Origin of the sequence: Acidisoma sp. (genome assembly GCF_965199065.1) — a bacterium.
In the GTDB taxonomy this organism is placed as follows: Bacteria; Pseudomonadota; Alphaproteobacteria; order Acetobacterales; family Acetobacteraceae; genus Acidisoma.
Map to the genome: position 1 here is coordinate 846,207 of NZ_CBDAQN010000001.1, position 21,944 is coordinate 868,150.

Annotated in this window: 18 protein-coding genes; 9 read left to right on the forward strand and 9 right to left on the reverse strand. The window is 67.3% G+C overall.

What is annotated here, in order from left to right; all coding sequences use genetic code 11:
* Positions 1-17 precede the first annotated feature (17 nt).
* Entirely contained in the window at positions 18-1,844 is a 1,827-nt protein-coding gene (locus ACOEQ1_RS03990; RefSeq protein ID WP_419757929.1) for a hypothetical protein, read from the reverse strand.
* Between the two features lie 152 nt (positions 1,845-1,996).
* Here ACOEQ1_RS03990 and ACOEQ1_RS03995 point away from each other — a divergent pair, with 152 nt between their 5' ends.
* Positions 1,997-2,947, forward strand: a complete 951-nt coding sequence (locus tag ACOEQ1_RS03995; RefSeq protein WP_419757930.1) for a DUF72 domain-containing protein — start codon at positions 1,997-1,999, stop codon at positions 2,945-2,947.
* A gap of 19 nt (positions 2,948-2,966) precedes the next feature.
* Here the strand turns inward: ACOEQ1_RS03995 and ACOEQ1_RS04000 are convergent, their stop codons facing one another.
* Positions 2,967-3,629 carry a DUF2278 family protein gene (locus ACOEQ1_RS04000; protein ID WP_419757931.1) on the reverse strand — a complete coding sequence of 221 codons (663 nt, stop codon included), beginning with the start codon at positions 3,627-3,629 and terminating at the stop codon, positions 2,967-2,969.
* Positions 3,630-3,787: 158 nt separating this feature from the next.
* Between ACOEQ1_RS04000 and ACOEQ1_RS04005 the strand changes: the two genes are divergently transcribed.
* A complete protein-coding gene (locus ACOEQ1_RS04005; protein ID WP_419757932.1) occupies positions 3,788-4,606 on the forward strand; it encodes a hypothetical protein in 819 nt (272 codons plus the stop codon).
* A gap of 3 nt (positions 4,607-4,609) precedes the next feature.
* Here the strand turns inward: ACOEQ1_RS04005 and ACOEQ1_RS04010 are convergent, their stop codons facing one another.
* Positions 4,610-5,881, reverse strand: coding sequence for an MFS transporter (locus ACOEQ1_RS04010; RefSeq protein ID WP_419757933.1), 1,272 nt, complete (start codon positions 5,879-5,881; stop codon positions 4,610-4,612).
* Between the two features lie 238 nt (positions 5,882-6,119).
* Between ACOEQ1_RS04010 and ACOEQ1_RS04015 the strand changes: the two genes are divergently transcribed.
* Positions 6,120-6,827, forward strand: a complete 708-nt coding sequence (locus tag ACOEQ1_RS04015; RefSeq protein ID WP_419757934.1) for a glutathione S-transferase C-terminal domain-containing protein — start codon at positions 6,120-6,122, stop codon at positions 6,825-6,827.
* Between the two features lie 24 nt (positions 6,828-6,851).
* On the opposite strand, the gene ACOEQ1_RS04020 is transcribed toward ACOEQ1_RS04015, so the two are convergent.
* From ACOEQ1_RS04020 to ACOEQ1_RS04035, 4 genes are read right to left on the reverse strand one after another with little or no spacing between them, the layout of a single operon-like run.
* A complete protein-coding gene (locus tag ACOEQ1_RS04020; RefSeq protein ID WP_419757935.1) occupies positions 6,852-8,891 on the reverse strand; it encodes an ABC transporter ATP-binding protein in 2,040 nt (679 codons plus the stop codon).
* Positions 8,884-9,804 carry an ABC transporter permease gene (locus ACOEQ1_RS04025; protein WP_419757936.1) on the reverse strand — a complete coding sequence of 307 codons (921 nt, stop codon included), beginning with the start codon at positions 9,802-9,804 and terminating at the stop codon, positions 8,884-8,886. The genes ACOEQ1_RS04020 and ACOEQ1_RS04025 overlap by 8 nt, the downstream gene beginning before the upstream one ends.
* Positions 9,801-10,760 (reverse strand): ABC transporter permease, encoded by a 960-nt coding sequence (locus ACOEQ1_RS04030; RefSeq protein ID WP_419757937.1) that lies wholly within the window; start codon positions 10,758-10,760, stop codon positions 9,801-9,803. The genes ACOEQ1_RS04025 and ACOEQ1_RS04030 overlap by 4 nt, the downstream gene beginning before the upstream one ends.
* 16 nt (positions 10,761-10,776) lie before the next feature.
* Positions 10,777-12,441, reverse strand: coding sequence for an ABC transporter substrate-binding protein (locus ACOEQ1_RS04035; protein WP_419757938.1), 1,665 nt, complete (start codon positions 12,439-12,441; stop codon positions 10,777-10,779).
* Between the two features lie 391 nt (positions 12,442-12,832).
* Between ACOEQ1_RS04035 and ACOEQ1_RS04040 the strand changes: the two genes are divergently transcribed.
* Together ACOEQ1_RS04040 and ACOEQ1_RS04045 are read left to right on the forward strand one after the other, a co-directional pair.
* Complete coding sequence (locus ACOEQ1_RS04040; RefSeq protein ID WP_419757939.1) at positions 12,833-13,753, forward strand: LysR substrate-binding domain-containing protein; 921 nt, start codon at positions 12,833-12,835, stop codon at positions 13,751-13,753.
* Positions 13,754-13,892: 139 nt separating this feature from the next.
* The gene (locus tag ACOEQ1_RS04045) at positions 13,893-14,723 is read left to right on the forward strand and encodes a sulfotransferase domain-containing protein (RefSeq protein ID WP_419757940.1); all 831 of its coding nucleotides are present in this window, start codon (positions 13,893-13,895) and stop codon (positions 14,721-14,723) included.
* A 9-nt stretch (positions 14,724-14,732) separates the two neighbouring features.
* On the opposite strand, the gene ACOEQ1_RS04050 is transcribed toward ACOEQ1_RS04045, so the two are convergent.
* Positions 14,733-15,398, reverse strand: a complete 666-nt coding sequence (locus ACOEQ1_RS04050; protein WP_419757941.1) for an alpha/beta hydrolase — start codon at positions 15,396-15,398, stop codon at positions 14,733-14,735.
* A gap of 362 nt (positions 15,399-15,760) precedes the next feature.
* Between ACOEQ1_RS04050 and cysE the strand changes: the two genes are divergently transcribed.
* Genes cysE through ACOEQ1_RS04070 form a run of 4 tightly spaced genes read left to right on the forward strand, consistent with a single transcriptional unit; the run spans position 15,761 to position 19,104 of the window.
* Positions 15,761-16,456 (forward strand): serine O-acetyltransferase, encoded by a 696-nt coding sequence (gene cysE, locus ACOEQ1_RS04055; RefSeq protein WP_419757942.1) that lies wholly within the window; start codon positions 15,761-15,763, stop codon positions 16,454-16,456.
* Positions 16,456-17,568, forward strand: coding sequence for a cysteine desulfurase family protein (locus ACOEQ1_RS04060; RefSeq protein ID WP_419757943.1), 1,113 nt, complete (start codon positions 16,456-16,458; stop codon positions 17,566-17,568). Before cysE ends, ACOEQ1_RS04060 begins: the two co-directional genes overlap by 1 nt.
* Positions 17,565-18,743, forward strand: a complete 1,179-nt coding sequence (locus tag ACOEQ1_RS04065; protein WP_419757944.1) for a cysteine desulfurase family protein — start codon at positions 17,565-17,567, stop codon at positions 18,741-18,743. Before ACOEQ1_RS04060 ends, ACOEQ1_RS04065 begins: the two co-directional genes overlap by 4 nt.
* Before the next feature lie 31 nt (positions 18,744-18,774).
* Positions 18,775-19,104 (forward strand): ferredoxin family 2Fe-2S iron-sulfur cluster binding protein, encoded by a 330-nt coding sequence (locus ACOEQ1_RS04070; protein ID WP_419757945.1) that lies wholly within the window; start codon positions 18,775-18,777, stop codon positions 19,102-19,104.
* A gap of 19 nt (positions 19,105-19,123) precedes the next feature.
* Here ACOEQ1_RS04070 and ACOEQ1_RS04075 read toward each other — a convergent pair whose 3' ends face one another.
* Positions 19,124-21,862: a phosphoenolpyruvate carboxylase gene (locus ACOEQ1_RS04075; RefSeq protein ID WP_419758635.1), complete on the reverse strand. Its 2,739-nt coding sequence runs from the start codon at positions 21,860-21,862 to the stop codon at positions 19,124-19,126.
* Positions 21,863-21,944: the final 82 nt, after the last annotated feature.

Genomic DNA, 21,944 nt, shown 5'->3' on the forward strand with positions numbered 1-21,944 from the left:
GTGGAGATGCCTCGAGTTCAGTTAGCCGATAGCTGAAGGTTGAGCGCGTTTCTCGCATTGTCCCGTTCCGGTCCCAGAAGCGCGGCAAAAGGCACGGGCGCGGCAGGCGTTGCGGTTATGGTCAGAGCACGTGGGTTGGCGATGAAGGCCGCGATCTGCTGTCCGGCATCCGGCTGACCCGGCACCAGCGCGGCGGCGGCGAAGGAACCCGCCAGCTTCGCCTCGTCCGTGATGTCGTCGGGTGTTTTCGAGGCGGCCCGAGCCTGCATCGCGATGATGCGCTGAACGAGCGTATCGTTGGTGAAGCGAATCTTGAAAGGGCCCAGCCCGATGCCGCCGAGAGCGGCGAGCGCGGAGCCGGTCTGCGAGAGGTCCTGCGGCACGTCCGTGAACTTCGCGGAGAGGCTGAGGCTTCCCAGACCCTGCGCGGTCAGGACCATCGGGGCGAGATCGGCTGTCCCTCGGGCGGTGTCGTAGCTGCCCGCCTCATCCAGGTCGAGCACCAGCTGATTAACGCCGAGCGCGCCGAGGCCCTGCGCCAGTTCGGGGTTGCTCTGGGCCGGGATGGCAAGCCCGCGCAACCGGGCCTTGAAGTGCGTCGGCGCGCTGCCCGTCGTCGACTGATCGGCGGATTCGAGCGTGATGGTCTGACCCGTGGGGGGTGTGACCGCGACCTTGTCGAGGGCGAAGCTGCCGAGATGCACCTCACCTTGGCGTGCGGCTGCGACAAGCTCCTTGCGCGAGACGGCGGCGGTGTCGTGCAGCAACTTCGTGGCGTTAAACCCGGTCAGCTGGAAATGCCCCACCGTGATCTGCGACGGGCCATCGCCGGTCAGGGCCAGGCCGTCCAGCGAGGCCTGGGCCAGCGCGCCGTCGGCATAACCGGAGAGGGAGAGCGCGCTCAGCGCGCCGGATAGTTTCGTCCGGTCGTCATGATAGCGGAGGCCAGTGAGCGCGGCGGCGCCGACCGAGATGGCTGCCGCGGCATCCCGCGCGAAGGCCTGGCTCTTCACGTAGGCCGAGGTCGGCGCAGCGGCGAACGGCCGCGCGGCGAAACCATCGAGCGTCAGGCTGTCGATGGTGGCCGACCCGTCGTCGCCCTGGCTTCGGAAGCCCATGATCTCGGCGCGGCCGATGAGAGGCCGAGGCGCGGTCCGCTCCGGCTGGTCCTTGGTGTAGCGCCCGGTATCGAAGACGGCATCGAGCCCGTCGAGATCGACCGCATGGGCGGCTGCCGTGGCGATGCGGTTGCCACGCATGTCGGCGAACCCGCGCGCGCTTGCCTGCCTGACCTGGCCGCCGCCGTAGTCGGCGATGGAGAAAGCGGCGAGCGTCGCGCCCTCATCGTCAGCGATGTTTGAAACCGTGATCGAGCCGGCCGAGAGGAGCGTGCCGTTGCGGGGCGTCACGAGCCAATTCGGCGTGCCCTGCGGCGGCGGCACGCCGGGCGCGAGGACGGCAATGTTCTGGCCGTCGGCGAGGCCCACGGTCAGGCTGCGGCTGCCGCGCCAGATCGTGGTGCCGACGAGATGCACGGATGAAGCTCTGAGGGGGTCCGCGAGGGTGCCGGAGCCCGCGATGTGATGGAGGGTCGCGTTCTGGATGGCGAAAGACGGATGCCCGTTGCGCGTGATCGAGAGCCCCGCGACCCGCAGCGTCTGCGTGAAGGCGTTGAAGCTCATCGTGTCGTAACGGCTGACCGACCCCGGCGGCAGGTTGGCGAGAGCCGCATTAAGAGATGCACGCGCCTGATGCTGCGCAAAAACCTGATAGCCGCCCGCGATGGCGGCCACGACGACGATCAGCACCGGAATGGCGAGTTTAGTCTTCGTTGATCGAGGCAAGAGAGGCTTCCTTCCAGGACCGGTCATGAACTGGCAGGTTCTTCTCCGCTGGCATGGAGTGCCGCGCAAGAGGCGGGAACGTGATCTCGGCTGGCGGCTGTGCTGAACCGCATCGGCCTAATGTGACCTGTCAACGGCGGAAGGCAGGATGGATGACGATATCGCAGGCAGGCCAGGGCGGCGCCGTCCGGATCGGCATATCCGGCTGGACCTATGCACCCTGGCGAGGCGCGTTCTACCCGTCGGGGTTGAAGCAGAAGGACGAGCTGCCCTTCGCCTCGCGGCAGGTCAGTTCCATCGAGATCAACGGCACCTTCTATCGGCAGCAGGCCCCGAAGAGCTTCGCCAACTGGGCAGCCGAGGTGCCGGACGACTTCGTCTTCTCCATCAAAGGACCGCGCTTCATCACCCATATCCGGCGCCTGCGCGAGATCGAGGGTCCGCTCGCCAATTTCATGGCCTGCGGGCTGCTCAACCTCGGGGCCAAGCTCGGCCCGATCCTGTGGCAGTTTCCGCCGAACTTCCCGCTCGACCTCGACCGCTTCGCGCAGTTTCTCGGCTGTCTGCCGAAGGACACGGCAGCCGCCGCGGCGCTGGCGGAGCGGCATGATGGCTGGCTGAAGGACAAGGCGGCGACCGGGATCGACGAGAACCGTCCGCTGCGCCACGCCATCGAGATCAGGCACGAGAGCTACCGCGACGCGGCCTTCGTCGAGTTGCTGCGGGCGCATGGGGTGGCGCTGGTCTGCGCCGATACCGTCGAGTGGCCGCGGCTGATGGATGTGACCGCCGAGTTCCTCTACCTGCGGCTCCACGGCTCCGAGGCGCTGTATGCCAGCGGCTACGACGATGCGGCTCTGGACAACTGGGCGCGCCGGATACGCGCCTGGACGGCGGGCGGCGAACCCGCGGATGCGGAGCGCGTCGGCGGCAAGGCCGTGGCCCGGAAGCGCCGCGACGTGTTCGCCTATTTCGACAACGACCTCAAGGTGCGGGCGCCGGCCGATGCCCGCGGGCTGATGAAGAGGCTCGGCCTGCCGGCGGCCGGTGCCGCGGAACCGCCACGAACGTTTGCCGTCAAAGGTCGGCCGGCTTCGGAATGATCTGCGCCGGCAAGAAGGTTCAGATCGTCGTGGCGCCCTGCACCGGATTGCCAAGCTCGTCGGTCGGCACAAGCTGCTGGTTGAAGGCCGAGAAGTAGGCGGCCCATTCCGGCTGGCCCAGATCGACGAGCACCGCGCCGTCCTGCCAGACATCGTTGTGATCGTTGTGGTCGTCGTCCGGCCGATGGATGAACTCGCCGGTCGAGCCCTGGTTCATGTGGGTGTCGTGGATGCCGTCGCCGGTGTCGTAGAAGCGGCCGAAGACATAGACATCGTGGCCGCTGTCCAGGGCGTTCTGCAGCAGGCGCTTCAGCGAGGCGACTGGCTCCGGAGCCTCGCTGCCGTCCATCACGTCGCTGTCGCGCCAGTTGCCCGTATTGGCGAGGAGATCGCTGCGAACGTAGTCCAGCGCGGGAAGGCGGTCCGTGCCGGTCAGCGTCGTCGCCCCGGCCGATGCGCCTCGGAGGGTTCCGATGACCGGATGGCGGAAGTCGAAGGCGAGCTTGTACTTCAGCAGGTCGTCGGAGTCGTTCGTGCCGACGTTGATCGCGACATCCCAGGGCGCACCCTCGACCTGCAGGCTGATATGCAGGTGATATTGCGTCTCGTGCCGCCGGTGCGACGCCGTCAGTCTGGGGCTCGAGGCAAGTTTTGCCCGGACAAATCCGTAGGGCAGCGTCATGGCGGCAGACCTTTCAACGTGGCCGCGCATCGATCCACGCATCCGGCCTTGCTGTCACAACACAATGGCCGGAGGGCTCTCAGACCACCCCTATGACGCGGCGTTGCCTTGGGGCGGCGGGCGGACGATGCTCGGACGGATCGAACCGGGGATGCTCCATGCTGACGGCCGTGACGCAATGGCTCTGCCTGATCCCCACGACGTTCGCCGTGCTCATCGCCGTCTTCGGCTCGGGTGCGGTGGCGGTCGTAGGGCTGCTCATCTTCCATGCCACGGTTCCGCACAAGCTGCGGAGCCTGCACAACGATCTCGCAGGCTTCGTGCTCGCCATCGTCGGCGTGATCTATGCCGTGCTGCTGGCGTTCATCGCCGTCGCCGTCTGGCAGAACTACACGAACGTCGACGATCTGGTGCAGATGGAGGCGAACCTGGTAGGCGACCTTTACCAGGACACGATCGGCCTGCCGCCGCCCGTTGCCCAGCAGTTGCGGCAAGACCTGTTCGATTACACCGAGACCGTCGTGCACAAGGAATGGCCGCACATGATGGCGGCACTGCCCGCGCATCTGAAGGGCTGGCGGACCCTCGGCGATTTCCACCTGACGCTTGTCCAGCTGAAACCGCCGGATCCGCCGACGCTCGCGGTGCAGACGCAGATGCTGGAGACGCTCGACAAGCTTTACGATGTGCGGCGCGGTCGATTCCACGCCGCGAGTTCCGGGCTGCCGGCGATCGTGTGGTGGAACCTGATCGTGGGGGCGTTCCTTCTGATTGTGTTCAGCTACCTTTTCGGCGCGCCAAGGCTTGCGATGCATGCGGCGATGGTAGGGATGCTGGGCGCCTCGATCGGGCTGGTGCTGATGCTGATCGTTTTGCTGAACAATCCGTTTCTCGGACAAAGCCACGTCTCGGTGGAGCCGTTCCAGGCGCTGACCATGGCGGTGGAGATGATGGCGTTTCCGATGGCGCCGAAATAAGCCTCAGGCGCGGGCGGGGGGCCGCCGGGCTGCAAGGGTGAGGGCGGTCGCCGCCAGCAGGCTCCCGCCCATGAACAGGTAGGACGCGCCGTTGCCGCCCGTGATGCCGTTCAGATAGCCGACGAGGTAGGTGCCGAGGAAGGAGCCCAAGGCGCCGCAGCTATTGATCAAGGCAATCGCGCCGCCGGCCACGTTGCGGGGGATAAGCTCGGTGATCCAGGCGAAGAACGGCCCGTAGGGCGCGTACATGGCCCCCGCCGAGACCACGAGCGCCGCGTAGGACAGCCAGAAGTGGGCGGTGCCAAGCCGGTAGGAGGCATAGAAGGCGATCGCCGCGATCAGCATGAAGGGCCAGATGACGCCGCGCCGGATGCGGGTGCGGTCCGAGACGAAGGACACCGCCAGCATGAGCAGCACCGCGGCGAGGTAGGGACCGGCGGAAAGCCAGCCGACGCCGACAAGGCCGATCCTCGAACCACCCTTCAGGATCGACGGCAGCCAGAGGATGAAGCCGTACACGCCGATGCTCCAGAACAGGTATTGCAGCGCCAGGAGGATCACGGACGGCGTCATGAAGGCCGCGCGGTAGGACCGCACCGGGGCGATGCCGGTCTGCTCCGCCGCGAGTTGCCGCTCGATCGCCTGGGCGTCGGAGGGTTCGAGCCATTTGGCGGTGGCGGGCGTGTCGTCGATGAGCCTCCACCAGACCACGGCCCAGAGGATCGAAGGGACGCCCTCGACGATGAACAGCCCGCGCCAGCCGAGACTGTGGGCGAGATACCCGGAGACGACCGACATCCAGAGCACGGTCACCGGATTGCCGAGGATGAGAATGGTGTTGGCCTTCGACCGCTCGGCCGCCGAGAACCAGTGCGACAGCAGGATGAGCAGGGCGGGCAGGACGGCGCTCTCGACGATGCCGAGGGCGAAGCGGTCGACGAAGAGCAAGGGCAGGCTGCGGATGAGGCCGGTGCCGGCGGCAAGCAGGCCCCAGGCGATCATGCTGACGAAGATCAGGCGCTTCGCGCTGCGGCGTTCCGCGTAGGCGGCGCCGGGTATCTGGAACAGGAAGTAGCCGAGGAAGAAGAGGGCGCCGAGCAGGGAGACCGCGTTGGGCCCGATGTGGAGGTCGTGAGCGAGACCCGCCGCCGCGCCGAAGCCGTAGTTGGCGCGATCCACATAGGCGAAGCTGTAGGTGATGAAGATTGCGGGCAACAGACGCCACCAGCGGCGGCTCGGCAGTCTGGGAGGCAGGCGAAGCGTCTGATCGGGCACAGCGGTCTCCCAGGCGGCGGCTCGCGACGAGCGGGCTTGGGCAAGGATGGCCACCGCGTCGGGCGATGTAAAGTTGGCGGGGACGATGCGTCGTGAGTAGCCGCCCCAGGCGATCGTTGCAGGCTCGGGGCGCGTCCCTGGATATCCTATCGCCACGGTTTCGGCTGACCGATCGTCAACGGCGATGGCCAGGGACTTCGCCTTCGGCTACCTTGAGCCTCACAGGGAGGCGCCACCCGTGATAACCCTCTACTCGTATCCAGAGCTTTTCGGCGTGGCCGACAACAACGGGTACGGACTGAAGGTTTTCGCCTTCCTAAGGCTGGCCGGAATGCCGTTTGCCCATCGACACGTGTTCGACGCCTCGGCTGCACCACGAAAGCAACTTCCTTACATCGTCGACGATGACGAGACGATCGGCGACAGCGAAACCATTATCGCGCATCTGATCGCCAAGCATCGTCTGGCGCTCGATGATGGGTTGACCGCCGCGCAGCGCGATATGCGTCATCTGGTCACGCGCCTGCTCGACGATCTTTATTGGGTCATGTCCTACTCCCGCTGGAAGGACGATGCCTTCTGGCCCTCGTTCCGGGATGCGCTGCTCCGCGAGCACCCAAGCCTCACCGAAGAGGGCCTGCGGAAGGCCCAGGACTTCAACGCCCAGCGCTACTACTACCAAGGGATCGGCCGCTACGAGCCGGAGGCCGCCTATGCGCGCGGCACCGCCGACCTGCAGGTCTTGGCGAACCTCCTGTCAGCAAGCGACTACGTGTTCGGGAACAGCCCCACCAGCGTCGACGCGGCCATCTACGGCTTCATTGCCAACATTCTCTTCTACCCGATCGACACGCCGCTCAGGCAGTTCGTCGTGGCCCATCCCGATCTCGTCCGCCATTGCACTGTCATGCATGCCGCCGTCGGATCCACGGCCCGGCCTGGATGACGCATCGGACTGCCCGCGCGCCGGTCAGTGAGGTGGCGCCCGATCCGCCCGGCCGAGTTGGTCGCGCTCCAGATGACAGCGGATGGCGTGGTCGCCCTCGCGCTGGATGAGCGCCGGCTCCTGCTCCTCGCAGATCGCCCCGATCTTGCGCGGGCAGCGCGTGTGGAAGACGCAACCCGAGGGCGGCTTCATGGCGCTTGGGATCTCGCCCTTGAGGCGCAGCGAACTGCCCGCTTCTTCCGACGCCGAGGCCGCCATGAGGCTCTCCGTGTAGGGGTGATGCGGCCCCAGGAACACGGCCTCGGCAGGACCGATCTCCATCAGCCGCCCCAGATACAGCACCGCGATGCGGTCGGAGATGTACCGCACCACCCGCAGGTCATGCGAGACGAACAGGTAGCTGACGCCCTGCTCGGCCTGGAGGTCGGCGAGCAGGTTGAGGATCGCCGCCTGCACCGAGACATCGAGCGCCGAGGTCGGCTCGTCGCAGACCACGATGCGCGGGTCTCCGGCGAAGGCGCGCGCGATCGCCACGCGCTGCTTCAACCCGCCGGAAAGCTGGCGTGGCCGCATCGGCAGGTAGCGCTCTGCGAGCCGGATATGGCTCATCAACCCGCTGAGCTTCTCAGCCAGCGCCGAACCACGGTAGCCGCCGAGCTTTCGCATCGGCCGGCTGATGATGCTCCGGATCGTCTGGCTGCGGTTGAGCGCGGCATCGGGGTTCTGGAAGACGATCTGCAACGCCTCCAGCTCCGCCGGCTGCCGTTTGGTGGCGACGGAGGCCAGGCTCTGCCCGTTGAGCTCGATCACCCCGTCGGGGTCGGGCGCGGTGAGGCCCAGCAGCAGCTTCGCCAGCGTCGTCTTGCCGCTACCGGACTCGCCGACGAGGCCAAGCGTTTCGCCAGGCCAGATCTCCAGCGAGATGTCGCGGAGGGCGTAGATTGGCGCGGCGGGCGAGCCGAAGGTCTTGCCGACGCCGGCCGCGCGGATCACCGGGCGGAAGGCGGGCGTCTTGACCCGGTCCGTCAACGGGGCGGGAGGCGTCGAGCGCGGCAGGCTCGGCGCCTGCTCGTGGAAGTGGCACCGGCTCAGCCGTCCGGCGGAAATCGGGATGAGCGGCGGTTCCTCGGCGCGGCAGATGTCCTGGGCGAGGCCGCAGCGGTCGGCGAACACGCAGCCCCGCAAGCCGGCGAGCGACATCGGGAGAAAACCGGGGATCGTGTCGAGCCGGGTCTTGTGCTTGGAGAGCCCCGCCTGCGGCAGGCAACGGAGCAAGCCGACCGTGTACGGGTGGCGGGGGCTCGCGAATACCTCCCGCGTCGGGCCTTCCTCCACCAGCGTTCCCGCGTAGAGCACGCCGACCCGCGCGCACATGCGGCTGATGACGGCGAGGTTGTGGCCGATGAACAGCACCGAACTGCCCATCTCGGCGCGAAGACCCTCGATGAGGTCGAGCACCTCGGCCTCCACCGTGGCGTCGAGCGCCGTCGTCGGCTCGTCGAGGATCAGCAGCGTGGGGTCGACGGCCAGCGCCATCGCGATCACCACGCGCTGGAGCATCCCGCCTGATAGCTGGTGCGGATAGCGGGCCATGACCCGCCCGGCATCGACGATGCGGACGCGCTGAAGCATGGCCTCGGCGCGGTCGTGGCGCTCGGAGGCGGGGACGCCGGCGATCTCGAAGACCTCGGCGACCTGCTGGCCGACGCGGATTGAGGGGTTCAGGGCGCGGCCGGGGTCCTGGTAGACCATCGAGATGCTGCGCGTGCGGAGGCGTCGGAGTGCGGCCGCATCCATGGCGAGCGCATCCTCGCCCGCGATGCGGATGCCGCCCGCGCGGACGCGTCCGTTGGCGGGCAGGTAGCGGGTGACGGCGAGTGCGACCGTGGATTTGCCGCAACCGGATTCGCCGACGAGGCCGAAGGTCTCGCCGCGGCCGATGCGGAAGGAGACGCCGCGGATGACCTGCCGGTCGCGCCCGCGGACGCGATAGGCGATGTCGAGGTCGTGGACGTCCAACGCGGCGGCGGTGGAGTTCTGCATCGGGCTGAGGGAATCAAGCATCGATCACCGATTGCACGCCTTCCGCGGTGAGGTTGACGCCGACGACGAGGGAGCCGATGGCGATGGCGTAAAACAGCACCGTCCACCAGAAGCCGCCGCCGATCAGCCCGTAATTCTGCGAGATCGACAGCCCCCAGTCGGGCGAGGGCGGCTGGATGCCGAGGCCCAGGAAGCTCAGGGAGGCGACGGTGAAGATCGCGTAGCCGAGCCGCACCGTGGTCTCCACCAGGATCGGCGGCATGACGTTGGGGAGGATCTCGACGAACATGATGTAGAGCGGCTTCTCGCCGCGCAGATTGGCCGCCGCGATGTAGTCGAGGTCGCGTTCGCCGAGCACGGCCGCACGCACGGTGCGGCCGACGACAAGGCCGAAGGAGAGGCCGATCACCACGATCACCGTCGTGTTCGAGATGCCGAGCGCGGTGATCACCAGCATGGCGATGATGAGCAGCGGAAGTGCCAGGAAGGCGTCGACGATGCGGCTGACGATGTCGTCGGTGAGGCCGCGCGCGTAGCCGGTGATGAGGCCGAGGATGGTGCCGACCACGGTGCCGAGCAGGGTCGCGAGCGGTGCGACGATCAGGATGTCGCGCGAGCCGACGATGACGCGGGAGAAGACGTCGCGGCCGAACTGGTCGGTGCCGAACCAATGATCGCCGGAGGGTGGCGTCAGCGTGTTGAGCAGGTCGGTGTCGTCGGCGTTGTAGGGCACGATGAGCGGCCCGAAGATCGCCATGACGACCCAGAACAGCAGGATCACCATCCCGAACATGAAGGGCGGCGATCGGAGCAGCAACCGGAGCCGGTCGCGCTGTATGCTTTTCGGCGTTTCGAGCGCTGGACGGGCGGCGGCGACTTGCTCGCTCGCCGCCGGCATGGGCGTCTCGGTTCCGGGCGTGACGCTGGCGCTCATTCCCGGCCTCCGAAAGAGATGCGTGGGTTAAGGGCCGAGTAGAGGAGATCGGCGATCAGGTTGGCGCCGACATAGACGACGCCGATGACCAGGATGCCGGCAGCCAGCATCGGGAAGTCCTTGGCCTTGGCGGACGCAAAGATCAGGCTGCCGATGCCGTGATAGTTGAACAGCGTCTCCACCACGACGAGGCCGCCGATGAGGTAGCCGCACTGCGTCGCGATGACGGTGATCGTCGGCAGCAGCGCGTTGCGCAGCACGTGTCGCCAGATCACCTGACGGTAGGAGAGACCCTTGAGCACGGCGGTGCGCGTGTAGTCCGATGTCAACGCCTCGATCATGCCGGCGCGCGCCATGCGGGCGATGTAGCCGAACAGGATCATGAACAGCGGCACCGATGGCATCAGCAGAAAGTAGATCTGCGTCAGCGCGCCAGCGTTGTGAGGCGGCGTCGCCGTCAGTGGAAACACCCTCAGCCAGATGCTGAAGACCATGATGAAGACGATGCCGGACACGAATTCCGGCACGACGGTCGCCGACAAGCCGGCGATGACGATGGTGCGGTCGATCCAGGTGTTGACCTTCAGCGCGGCCACCACGCCGCCGAGGATGCCGAGCGGCACCACAAGAATGAAGGCGATGCCCGCGAGCTTCAGCGACGCCACAAGAGCGTGGCCGATGAAGGGTCCGACCGGCGCGCGGTAGGTGTAGGACATACCCATGTCGCCCCGGAGCATGCCGGTGATCCAGCTCCAGTATTGCGCGAGAAGAGGCCGATCGACGCCGAGCTGATGGTTCAACGCCGCGACCGCGCGCGCGTCGGCGAAAGGCCCGAGGATGGCGCGCCCGACATCCCCGGGAAGGATCTGGCAACCCGCGAAGACGATCACGCTCAGCAGCCAGAGCGTGATGACCGCCAGCATGAGCCGGTAGAGAATGGCGCGGTAGAGGCCCATGCTGCGTCTCCTTCGTTCAGCTTTGGGTGACGCTCACGGTCTGCAGGAAGGGCCGGTCGCCGATCGCCGGCAGGCCCGAGACCGCCTTCGAGGTGGCGTAGATGTAGTTGTAGAAATAGCCGAAGATCACGGGCGTCTCGTCCAGCAGCAGTTCCTCGATCTTGCCGGAGACGGAGCGCTGGCCGGTGAGGTCGAGTGCCTTCACGTAGTCGGCGACCAGCCCGTCATAGGTCGGGTTGTGGAAGCGGGCGGCGTTCCAGGTGCCCTTGCTGGTGAGGGGCGCGTTGAGGAATACATTGGGCACGCCGCGGTTGCCGTAGTCGGTGATGCCGAGCGGTACGTCCAGCCAATCGGATTGTCCCGGCACCGCCTTGCCGTAATAGGCGGCCTGGCTCTCGATGTGCAGGTTGATCTTGATGCCGATCTTCTTGGCGAAGCTCTGGATGAGCACGGCGTAGTCCGGGATTTCGAGGAACTGCTCGGTGGTCAGGGTGACGGAGAAACCGCTGCCGACGCCCGCCTGCTCGAGCAGGTCGCGGGCCTTCTTGAGATCCTGCTCGCGCTGCGGAACGGCGGCATCGGTCGATGGGAAGGCGCGGCAGAAGGGGCTGTCGTTGCCGACATCGGCATGGCCCTGGAACAGGCCGCGCACGAGCGCCTTCCGGTTGATGGAAAGGGCCAGCGCCTGGCGGACGCGCTTGTCCTTGAACGGACCGGCGTCGCACTGCATGTGCACCTGCTCGTGCGCGCTCGACTTGCAGCTGATGATGTTGAACTGCGGGTTGTCGATGATGGCGCGGCCTTCGAAGATCGGCATCTGCGCGAGCATGTCGACCTGGCCGCCTTGAAGCGCCAGCACCTGTGGCTGCATGTCGGCGTAGAAGGTGAACTCCGTCCGGTCGAGCAGCGCCTTCGGGCCCCAGTAGTCGTCGTTCCGCACGAAGGAGGCGCCCGTCTTGGGGATGTATTTCTCGAGCTTGAACGGGCCGGTGCCGATGAAGCTCTGCTCGAACCCGCCGGTGTAGTTCGCCGGCAGGATGACGATGTTGTAGTTGTCCGACGACAGAACGTAGGGAAAGTTGCCGTTCGGAGCATCGAGGTGGAAGGCGACGGTGTAGTCGTCGACCTTCTGGGAGTGGCCGGGAGACAGCACGCCGGCGAAGGCGGACAAGGCGTTCGAGCCGTTCTTCGGGTTGACGAGCCGCTCGACGCTCGCGACGACGGCATCCGCGTTCAGGGGCTGGCCGTTGGTGAACTTCACGCCCTGCCGGATCTTGAAGGTCCAGACCGAGCCGTCCGTGTTCGGAGACCAGCTGGTGGCGAGAACGGGCTTCAGCGTGAAATCAGGGTTGAGCGTGCAGAGATATTCCGCCGTCTGCATGGCCATCATCAGGCCGCCGTCATCGGCGATGGTGACAGGGTCGATGGCGCCCGCGGGCATCGTCATGGCGATGCGGAGCGTGCCACCGGACGCTCCGGCGGCGCGGGCGGGCCGAACGCCTCCCATCCCCATCGCGCCTGCCAGCGTGCCGAGTAGCGGCAAGGAGAGGCCGAGGCGCGTGCCATGCGCCAGAAAACCACGGCGGTCGATGCGGCCAGCCAGCGCATTGTCCATGAGGTCGTTCTCGACCTCCGACAGGTTGCGGCGGATTTCGGAGATCAGTTGATCGCGCTTGGACATTGTATCCTCTGGGTTGGCCGTCACCGGTATCGGCTCTGGAACACGTCGCGGCATTGGCAATCGCGCCTCGGCTATGCGCCGCGCGAATGGGATCACGGCTTGAAATCGCGCCTTTGTCAAATGCCTGCGGTGGTGCTTATCGTTGCGGTGGTTCGTCCGACCTCATGGTTGTCGGGGCGGAACCGAGCAAGGATGATGCCAAGGATGCGGCGGAGCATTCCACGGCATTTTGCTCGGGCACCAAGGCGCGCCCGGCGCTGCTTGCACGCGGCCGAGGCAGATGCCTAGACAATCGAGCGCCATTCGGCGACGCATCCGCCCGGCATGACGGCCGGTCTGCCGATAGGGGGCGGCCTATGTTCGTGGCGATCGTGAAAGGATCCCGATGCCGGTGATCGACCGCAGATGGCTTCCGCTGAATGCATTGCGGGCTTTCGAAGCCGTCGGACGCCACCTGAGCTTCACGGGCGGCGCGCAGGCGCTGCACGTGTCGCAAAGCGCGTTGAGCCGGCATGTCGCGAGCCTCGAGGATCTGCTCGGTCGTCCCCTGCTTGAGCGCCGCCCCAACGGGCTTGCCCTGACACCGGCGGGTGCCGCCCTTTTGCCGGTGGTGCGGACTGCCTTCGACCGCATGGAAGTCGTGATGAACGGCATCCTGCGCGAGGAGGCGGGGCATCAGCGCCGCCTCAGGGTGCATGTGCCGCCATCGTTCCTGCAGCAGGTGGCGCTGCCGATCCTCGGCGACTTCCGCCGCGAATTCCCCGATATCCTCGTCGACGTGTCGAGCAGCTTCGGCACCGGCCTGCCGCCGACCGAGGTCGATGTGGCAATCGTCTACGATCGTCCGCAGGCTGGCGACACGGTGCGCGATCTGCTTTGGCTCGTGCGGGTGACGCCGCTCTGCGCGCCGTCGGTGGCGGCGAGAAGCGCCGGGCTCGACCTGCCGGACTTCCTGGCAGGCCAGGAACTTCTCCATGTGAAGCTGCAGGGCGAGGCGATCGGCGCCCACTGGTCGCACTTCGCGCGGGCACGGGGCGTGGCGCTGAACACTCAGCGCGGCACCGCCTTCGATACGGTCGCGGTCGCGGTGCAGTATGCGATGGCGGGACAGGGCGTCGTGCTCGCGGATATCGACATGTTCGCCGAGGAGATCGCCAAGGGGCGGCTCGTCGCACCCTATGACGCGGTCATCGAGGACGGCTTCGGCTATTACCTGGCTTTCCATCCGGAGGATCTCGGTGACCCCGCAATCAGTCTTTTCCGCAGCTGGATGATCTCACGTCTTGGCCGCACAGTGAGAACTGCGGCTTGAACTTGAAATGCGCCAGTAAGGAAGTAAGTCAATCGGATGATGCGTGGTCCAAGACTACGTCTTTTTGTGGTGTCTTCATTCTCCAGGAGCGCCAAATCGACATGTGGTTTTGTTGTCTCGCACAGCCCGGAACCTGACCATGGGCCAAATCATCTGGATCGCCTCCTATCCCAAGTCGGGCAGCACCTGGCTGCGCGCCTTCCTGCATAACTATGCGCGGAACACCGAGGCGCCGCACGACATCAACAGCCTGATGGACCTGACCACAGGCGAAAGCAGCGCCGCCCGCTACCGCCGGCATGATCCTCGTCCGCCAGTGGAATACAGCATCGCCGACGTGCAGCGGATGCGCCCGCTGGTCCACCACGCGCTCGCCGACGCGCATCCCGGCCTCGTCTTCGTCAAGACCCATAGCGCGCTGCTGGTGGTGGCCGGTGTGCAGACCATCACCAAGGCGGTCACCTCAGGCGCCATCTACATCCTGCGCGACCCGCGCGACGTGGCGATCTCCTACAGTCGTCACCTCGACCGCTCGATCGACGACACCATCGCCGTCATGGCCGATGTGGAGGCGGCGACCGGCGGCACGAACGAGAAGGTCTACGAGCGGCTGAGTTCCTGGTCCGCTCATGTCCATTTCTGGACGCGCCGTCCCCATGCGGACCTTCACGTGATGCGATACGAGGACATGGTGGAAGCGCCGGTCCAAGCGTTCGGCAGCCTGATCCGGTTCCTCGGGGATGATCCGCCGCAGGACCGCCTCGAGCGAGCCGTCGCCTTCAGCGACTTCTCGGTCCTGGCAGAACAGGAGCGTTCGCGAGGGTTTATCGAGCAGCCTGCCCGGTCGGCCGGCCGGTTCTTCCGCTCAGGCAAGGTTGGTCAGTGGCGGGAAGTTCTCACCCGGGCGCAAGCGGCCCGGATCGAGCAACATCACGGCGAGGTCATGCGCCGCTTCGGCTATCTCCCGTAGCCGGGTCGATCAGTCCGCCGCCAGCGGCATCTGCCGGCGCGCCATCGTCTTGCGCACGTAATCCTCGGTTTCCTGGCCGATGCGGTCCGCGAAGTTGGCCATGACATGGTCCGCGCCCTCATAGACGCGGTAGTCGATCGTCACGCCCTTCTGCGTGTTGAGCTTGTCGACAAGCTTACGCACGCCGGGCTCGGCCACCATCTCGTCGGCATCGCCGTGGATGAGAAGCCCGCCGGTGGGGCAGGGCGCCAGGAAGCCGAAATCATAATGGGTGGCGGGCGGCGATACGCTGATCCAGCCTGAGATCTCAGGACGGCGCATCAGGAGTTGCATGCCGACGAAGGCGCCGAACGAATAGCCCGCGATCCAGAGGCCGCCGGAGTTCGGGTTCACCGACTGCATCCAGTCGAGCGCGCCCGCCGCATCGCTGATCTCGCCAATCCCACCGTCATACCGGCCCTGGCTGCGGCCGACGCCGCGGAAGTTGAACCGCATGACCGAGAACCCCAGGCGCTGAAACGCCTGAAACATCACGTAGGTGATCCGGTTGTTCATCGTCCCCCCGTGCAGCGGGTGGGGATGGAGCACGAGCGCGAGCGGCGCCCCCGTCTCCTTGCTGTGGTGGTAGCGGCCTTCCAAACGACCATCGGGGCCGGCGAACATCACTTCAGGCATGGCGCGATAAACCTATTTTTGATAGCGATTGGGCCGCTCGGCAAGCCGGGCGACCGTCCGAGGCGAAGTCCCTTCGTTAACCCTCGCCGTGCGAAACTGCATCCGCTTTCGCTCAATCAACATTCAACTCCTAGGGACCGGTGCCGCGAGGCTACCCCGCGGGCAAGGGTCCGGAGGTGGCGTCGACAACTGGCAATCAGTGGCCTGCCTGGCACGGGATGATCGGGAGCCGCGCTGGCATGAGGGAGCGGAGAGGCGAAAGGCGGATCATGGGATAGCAGCCGACCGGCAAAGCCGTTCTTGAGTCCAGGACCGATGTGATATTAGGGCGGTAAGCGGTCAGTTTCATACGGAAATGTCGCATGGCCTTCATGTTTCTACGCGAAAGCATCCAAGCCTACCGGGAGCGGGATCCCGCCGCCCGTTCCTCGGCTGAGGTGTTCTTCTGCTATCCGGGACTGCATGCGGTGTTGTGGCACAGGATCACGAGCCGCCTCTGGCATGCCGGGGCGCCGTCGTTCGGCCGCTTCGTGGCGCACATCGGGCGGTGGCTGACCGGGATTGAGATCCATCCCGCCGCCAAGCTTGGGCGCCGCCTGGTCATCGACCACGGAATGGGTGTCGTCATCGGCGAGACCGCGGAAGTCGGGGACGATGTAACCCTCTACCATCAGGTGACGCTGGGCGGCACCAGCCTCGCCCACGGCAAGCGCCATCCCACGATCGGAGACGGCGTCATCATCGGCGCGGGCGCGAAAATCCTGGGTGCCATCACCATCGGCGCTGGCGCACGAATCGGGGCCAACGCCCTCATCGTCCGCTCGGTGCCACCGGGCACGACCATGGTCGGCGCCCCGGCCCGGCCGCTCGACCGGCAGCGGCGCGAGCCCTGCTTCGACGCCTATGGCACGCCATGCGCCGAAATGTCGGTCGATCCGCTGCTGCGCGAGATCGAGAGCCTGCGGCTCACGCTGGCACAGCTGGAGGCGCGGGTCGCGCTGTTGGGGGAGGCGCAAGGGACGGAGGCGCCCCACCTGCGACGGGCCGCCGCCGAGTGATGGCGGGCGAGGCACGGTTCTACCTCGACGCGAACGCGACCGAGCCCCTGCGGCCGGAAGCCACGGCGGCCGCAATGGCGGCCTTCGCCGTCGTAGGTAATCCGTCCTCGATCCATGGCGAGGGGCGGGCGGCGCGCCGCTTGCTGGAGGATGCGCGGGAAGCAATCGCCGGCCGCTTCGGCGCCATGGCGCGCGAGGTGATCTTCACCTCGGGTGGGACCGAGGCGAACGCCCTCGCGATCCATGGATTGTCCGCAGGCGGAACTATGCTGAGGGGAGCGACGGAGCACGCAGCGGTCATCGCGGCGGCCGGAGAGGGTGCCGGCGTCGTTCCTGTGGCACCCGATGGTCGCCTCCGGCTCGATGCGCTGGAGGAGATGCTGGCCGCGGCACGGCCGGCGCTCGTCTGCCTGATGCTTGCCAACAACGAGACGGGCACCATTCAGCCTGTCTCGGAGGCTGCGGTGCTGTGCCATGCGGCGGGCGCGCTGCTCCATGTGGATGCGGTGCAGGCGGCCGGGCGCATCCCGCTCGATCTGGCCGCACTCGGCGCGGACAGCCTCGCGATTTCAGCACACAAGCTCGGCGGACTGACCGGTGCCGGCGCCCTGATGCTGTCTCCGGCTGCCGCCACCCGGCTGATGCCCCTTCACCTCGGCGGCGGGCAGGAGCGTGGCCGGCGCGGAGGCACCCCTGCACTGCCGGCCATCACCGCTTTCGCGGCGGCCGCTGTCGCTGCGACCCCGGGGGATGCTTCGCACCTCGCCCCGTTGCGCGACGCGATCGAGGCAGCGGCGGTCGCCGCGGGCGGCCTCGTCATCGGTCTTGGCGCTGCACGCCTGCCCAACACCACATGCCTCGCGCTTCCGGGTGTGCGTTCGGAAAGCCAGGTGATGGCGCTGGACCTCGCAGGGCTGGCGGTGTCGGCGGGCGCCGCCTGCTCATCCGGCAAGATCGCCCGTAGCCATGTGCTGGAGGCGATGGGTCTGGGCGCGCTCGCGGGCGAGGCTATTCGCGTCTCGCTGCCCTGGAACGCCGGACCGGACCATGTCTCGGCCTTCGCCGACGCCTATCTCGCGATGGCACAGCGGATGAGGCGGCGCGCGGCATGATCTACCTCGACAACCATGCGACGACACCCTGCGATCCCCGGGTCGTGCAGGCGATGCTGCCCTGGTTCACCACCCGGTTCGGCAATGCCGGCAGCGTGGAGCATGCGTTGGGCAGGGAAGCCGCCGAGGCGGTGGACGAGGCGCGCGGCCATGTCGCCCGGCTGATCGGTGCGGCGGAATCGGAGATCATCTTCACCTCGGGCGCCACGGAATCCAACAATCTGGCCATCAAGGGCGCGGCTCGTTTCGCGCAAGCGCTTGGCAACGGTCGCCGGCGGATCGTGGCGCTCGCCACCGAACATCACGCGGTGCTCGACTGCGTGACCGATCTCGCAGGTGAAGGCTTCGAGCCGGTGATCCTGCCGGTGGGGCGCGATGGGCTACTCGATCCCGCCACGCTCGCCGAGGCGCTGCAAGTGCCGACGCTGCTCGTCAGCGTCATGGCGGTGAACAACGAAATCGGCGTCATCCAGGACCTGCCGGCGCTCGGCGCGCTGGTGAAGGAGGCCGGCGCGGTCTTCCACGTCGATGCCGCTCAGGCGGCGGGGCGCGTCCCGCTCGACGTGGCTGCCGCGCGGGCCGATCTGGTCTCGCTTTCCGCACATAAGATGTACGGGCCGAAGGGGATCGGAGCACTCTATGTGCGGCGGCGGCCGCGCACGCGCCTTCTACCCCTGATGTCGGGCGGCGGGCAGGAGCGGGGCCTGCGTCCCGGCACGCTGCCCGTGCCGATGATCGTCGCCATGGGTGAGGCGGCCCGTCTGGCCGCCTCCGACGGCGCCGCGGACGCCGAACGGCTGCGACGGCTGGCTGGGCAACTGCTGGAGCGGCTGCGGGCGGCGGTTCCCGGCCTCGTCCTCAACGGACACGCCGACCTGCGGGTAGCGGGCAACCTCAACCTGACCTTCCCGGACCGGGCCGCTGCCGACATCCTGCTGGCGGCGCCGGAACTGTGCCTTTCGACCAGTTCCGCCTGCACCACCGCGGCTGACGGCGCTGTGGGGCCGAGCCATGTGCTGACCGCCATCGGGCTCTCGCCCGCTGAGGCGCGCCGTAGCTTGCGCATTGGAATGGGACGTTTTACCTCCGATCAGGACGTGGAGGCTGCGGCTGCGTTGCTAGCGACCGCGGCCCAGCCGCTGGCCGGCATGGCGGCGCGGTCGGCCGCGGAGTGATGACCAGAGACACCGAGGGATACGAGAGCCGATGCCCAAGATGACCTTCGTCGAGCGCGACGGAACGCACCGCGAAGTGGACGCGCCCCTCGGGCTCTCCGTGCTGGAGGTCGCGCATAAGCATGGCGTCGACCTGGAAGGTGCGTGCGAAGGCTCGCTGGCCTGCTCGACCTGCCACGTCGTGATCGACCCTGAATGGTTCGACAAGCTTACTCCACCCACCGAGGACGAGGAGGATATGCTCGATCTGGCATTCGGCCTGGAACAGACCTCGCGGCTGGGCTGCCAGATCGTGATCGACGAGGCGCTGGACGGGCTCGTGGTCAAGCTGCCCGCCGGAACCCGTAACGCCCAGGGCTGAGGGCAGGAACCTTCATCGGCTAGCCGAAGGCGCCCACCTCATGCGACACGGCGGCGCTGATCTCTCTCACTAAAGCGAAGTAGCGCCCGAGAGGCGTGAAAATCTCCGCGTGCTCACGTCCGTAACCGAGCACGTTGGGTGAGGTGCCGGGCTCGCCGAAGTCGGTGCCCGACGTGTCGTCCGGCGCGCTCGGGAAGATGCGGCCGAGGGTCGTCAGCGCCGCCGGCACGTCGAGCCGCAACAGACGCTGCTGAAGCCCCGTGCGCATGACGCCGAGGCGAGGCGCGAAATCCGGGATCATCGCCGTCAGGATCCAGATGCGGTGGATGCAGGCGAGCCGCAGCGCGTGCAGCAGCAGTTCCCGCTCCGGCATCGTCGGCGCATCCGGCCAGGCCGCCCGCAGCGCCAGATGATCCGCATGAACCCGGCGGAACATCGCCAGCACCTCCGACCAGATGCCGAGCTGCTCCAGCCCGGTGGCGACCGCCGTCAGCGCCTCTCGCCGGCCAGGAATGCGGCTGTGCCCGGCGCGATCCAGCCAGGTGCCCGGGTCGAGCGTCTCCACCACCGCGCGCAGCACGTCGAGGTGCGAATGCCGCAGCGCGTGGGAGGCAAAATCCATCGAGCGCCGGAAACGAGGGCTGGTGCGGCGAAGTTCCGACACCGCGTCGGGGTTGCGGCTGGCGGCGAGGCCCAGCCCCTGCAGCGTGTTGGCGCACCAGCCGAGTTGCTGGAGGATCGCGTTGTTCGGAATTGCCCTCAACTCGCGCGGGTGGCCGATGATGGCAGGGCCGCCCGAGCTGTCGCTTTGGCGCGCGGCGGGGCGAGAGCCGGTGCGGTCGATCAGCGCCGGGCCGAACGTCCCGAGCATGGCGGCGTAGCCCGGATCCTCGACCAGCTCCTCCATGCTCGACCGGATGGTGGCGAAGAAGTCCGCCGCGAAATCCGGGTCCTGGTAGATCGGATCGTCGGCCTCGTCGGTCCCGGTGAGGGCGAACTCGGCTATCCGCAGGATCACGGCCGAAGCGAGCGCCGGCGTCCCGAACAGAAGATACCCGTCGCCGCCCTGGAAGGCAGACTCCTCGCGATAGGCGATGCCCGCGGCATCGAAGGCCCGGCGGCCGGCGGCGGGGGAGAGATAGGCCAGACGGTCCTGCAGCGAGCCCGGATGCGCGCCGCGCCCGATGCTCTCGCCATGGGTGTCGAAGAGGACGATCTCCACGTCGCGGAGACCGTGCTTGACCATGGCCTCGCAGAGCTTCATCCGCAGCCGCTCGATGAGGTAGGTGGCGGCGATCTGGCCGACATAGCGACCGGAATCCGAGTAGCCGAACTGGACGCAGAGCTTGCCCGTCCGTTTCAGATAGGCGCGGTAATGCGGGCTGCGCAGCGCCTCCTCGATGATGCGGCCGCCCTGGCTAAGCGCCTCCGCCGTTTCGAAGAGCGGGCTGATCTCGATCCTGTCCTCGATCCCGAAGAGCTTCGCGAAATAGAGGGCCGTGAGCAGAGTGTAGCCGGTCTCGGTCTCGGCGATGAGGAAGCGCACGGGGCTCGCCGCGTCGATGTGCTTGACCATCTGGGCGACGGTCATCATCAGCCGCGCGGCCGAGGCCTGCTCGGCCATCAGCGTGCCGAAGTTGACGGGCTCGGGCTTCACCTCGTCGAGCGCGGTGTTGATCGCGCCGAGCAGCACGCGGCGGCGGGAGGGATCGGCCGGCGGGTCGGCCAGCCCCAGGCGCTGGCGGACGCCGTTGTGCAACTGGGACGAGTTCAGCCGGACATGGGTATGGGCGAGGCCGAGATTGTGCGAGACGAGCCCAGCCTTGACCACCAGCAGGGCGCGCTTTTCGGTGTCGGAGGCCGCGGCGAGAGCCGCCGGGAACAATGCGAGAAGAGGTTCCGGCGTGACGAGCGATTCCTCGCGCCGCCCGACCAGCGCCTGCGCAAACAGGCCGACCGCTGCGGCATCGACCCCGTTTGGGCTTACGGCGATCTGGTCGCGCACCGCGGCGATCGCGGCCTGCGTGAGGGCAAGGATCGGCGCGCCGCTCGGCAGGCAGGCCAGCTGCGCCTCGACCCGCTCCAGCTGGTAGAGCTTCATGCGCAGCCGCAGCCGCAGCGTGTCCCACCAGCCGATGTCTGTGCGTCCGTCGGTATCGTAGCCGACCCAGGTGGTCAGCGTGACCGGACGCGGCGCAAGGTCGAGCCAGCGCCCCGCCCAGGTCTCGCGTGCAGCATCCAGGATGGCGCCGGTCAGCAGGTCGATCGCGTCGCGCCCGCGGGCGATAGCGGCGTGCGCCTGGTCGAACTCGTCCTCGAGGGTCACCGGCAGCGGGCGATGGGATGTGAAGCACTCCGCGCCGCTTTCACCCGAAGCGGCGCGGGCAAGCGCATCCCCGACTGGATAGGGTAGTGAGAAGGTCGGGTGGGCGGTGAACACCGCCGAGAAGCGGGTTCGGTCCACGGCTCGGCGGAACTGGGCGAAGGGGATCGCGCTGTCATTCGGGTCCGGCCGCACGAGACGCCGGGCGAGTTCCGCCATGCCCGCCTCCAGCGTCTGGCTGCTATCGAGCCCGACATAGGCGGCGATACGCTCGGCACGTGCCTGGAAGGCTTCGTCCCGCAGCCAGCAGACGAGACCGTTGAGGTCGCCATCCGTCAGTGTGCCCTGGTCGATCCGGCGGGAGATGGTCAAAGCCATCGTCATGACCGGGTTGCTGAACGGATCATCCGCGGCACGCTCGAGAGCCGCACCCATGTGACCGAGCAGGTCCGCCGCAAGCGCCGCGATTTGCTCCGGCTGATCCGGTGGCTCGGACCCGTCGAAGGCCGCACTGTCG

Excerpts from the sequence above, each read along its gene's own strand:
- ACOEQ1_RS04000 (WP_419757931.1), bottom strand. The coding sequence starts at position 3,629 with ATGACGCTGCCCTACGGATTTGTCCGGGCAAAACTTGCCTCGAGCCCC.
- ACOEQ1_RS04070 (WP_419757945.1), top strand. The coding sequence starts at position 18,775 with ATGCCCAAGATGACCTTCGTCGAGCGCGACGGAACGCACCGCGAAGTG.
- ACOEQ1_RS04025 (WP_419757936.1), bottom strand. The coding sequence starts at position 9,804 with ATGAGCGCCAGCGTCACGCCCGGAACCGAGACGCCCATGCCGGCGGCG.
- ACOEQ1_RS04050 (WP_419757941.1), bottom strand. The coding sequence starts at position 15,398 with ATGCCTGAAGTGATGTTCGCCGGCCCCGATGGTCGTTTGGAAGGCCGC.
- ACOEQ1_RS04035 (WP_419757938.1), bottom strand. The coding sequence starts at position 12,441 with ATGTCCAAGCGCGATCAACTGATCTCCGAAATCCGCCGCAACCTGTCG.
- ACOEQ1_RS04045 (WP_419757940.1), top strand. The coding sequence starts at position 13,893 with ATGGGCCAAATCATCTGGATCGCCTCCTATCCCAAGTCGGGCAGCACC.
- ACOEQ1_RS04005 (WP_419757932.1), top strand. The coding sequence starts at position 3,788 with ATGCTGACGGCCGTGACGCAATGGCTCTGCCTGATCCCCACGACGTTC.
- ACOEQ1_RS04075 (WP_419758635.1), bottom strand. The coding sequence starts at position 21,862 with ATGGGTGCGGCTCTCGAGCGTGCCGCGGATGATCCGTTCAGCAACCCG.
- ACOEQ1_RS04020 (WP_419757935.1), bottom strand. The coding sequence starts at position 8,891 with ATGCTTGATTCCCTCAGCCCGATGCAGAACTCCACCGCCGCCGCGTTG.
- ACOEQ1_RS04060 (WP_419757943.1), top strand. The coding sequence starts at position 16,456 with ATGGCGGGCGAGGCACGGTTCTACCTCGACGCGAACGCGACCGAGCCC.
- cysE (WP_419757942.1), top strand. The coding sequence starts at position 15,761 with ATGGCCTTCATGTTTCTACGCGAAAGCATCCAAGCCTACCGGGAGCGG.
- ACOEQ1_RS03995 (WP_419757930.1), top strand. The coding sequence starts at position 1,997 with ATGACGATATCGCAGGCAGGCCAGGGCGGCGCCGTCCGGATCGGCATA.
- ACOEQ1_RS04065 (WP_419757944.1), top strand. The coding sequence starts at position 17,565 with ATGATCTACCTCGACAACCATGCGACGACACCCTGCGATCCCCGGGTC.
- ACOEQ1_RS04030 (WP_419757937.1), bottom strand. The coding sequence starts at position 10,760 with ATGGGCCTCTACCGCGCCATTCTCTACCGGCTCATGCTGGCGGTCATC.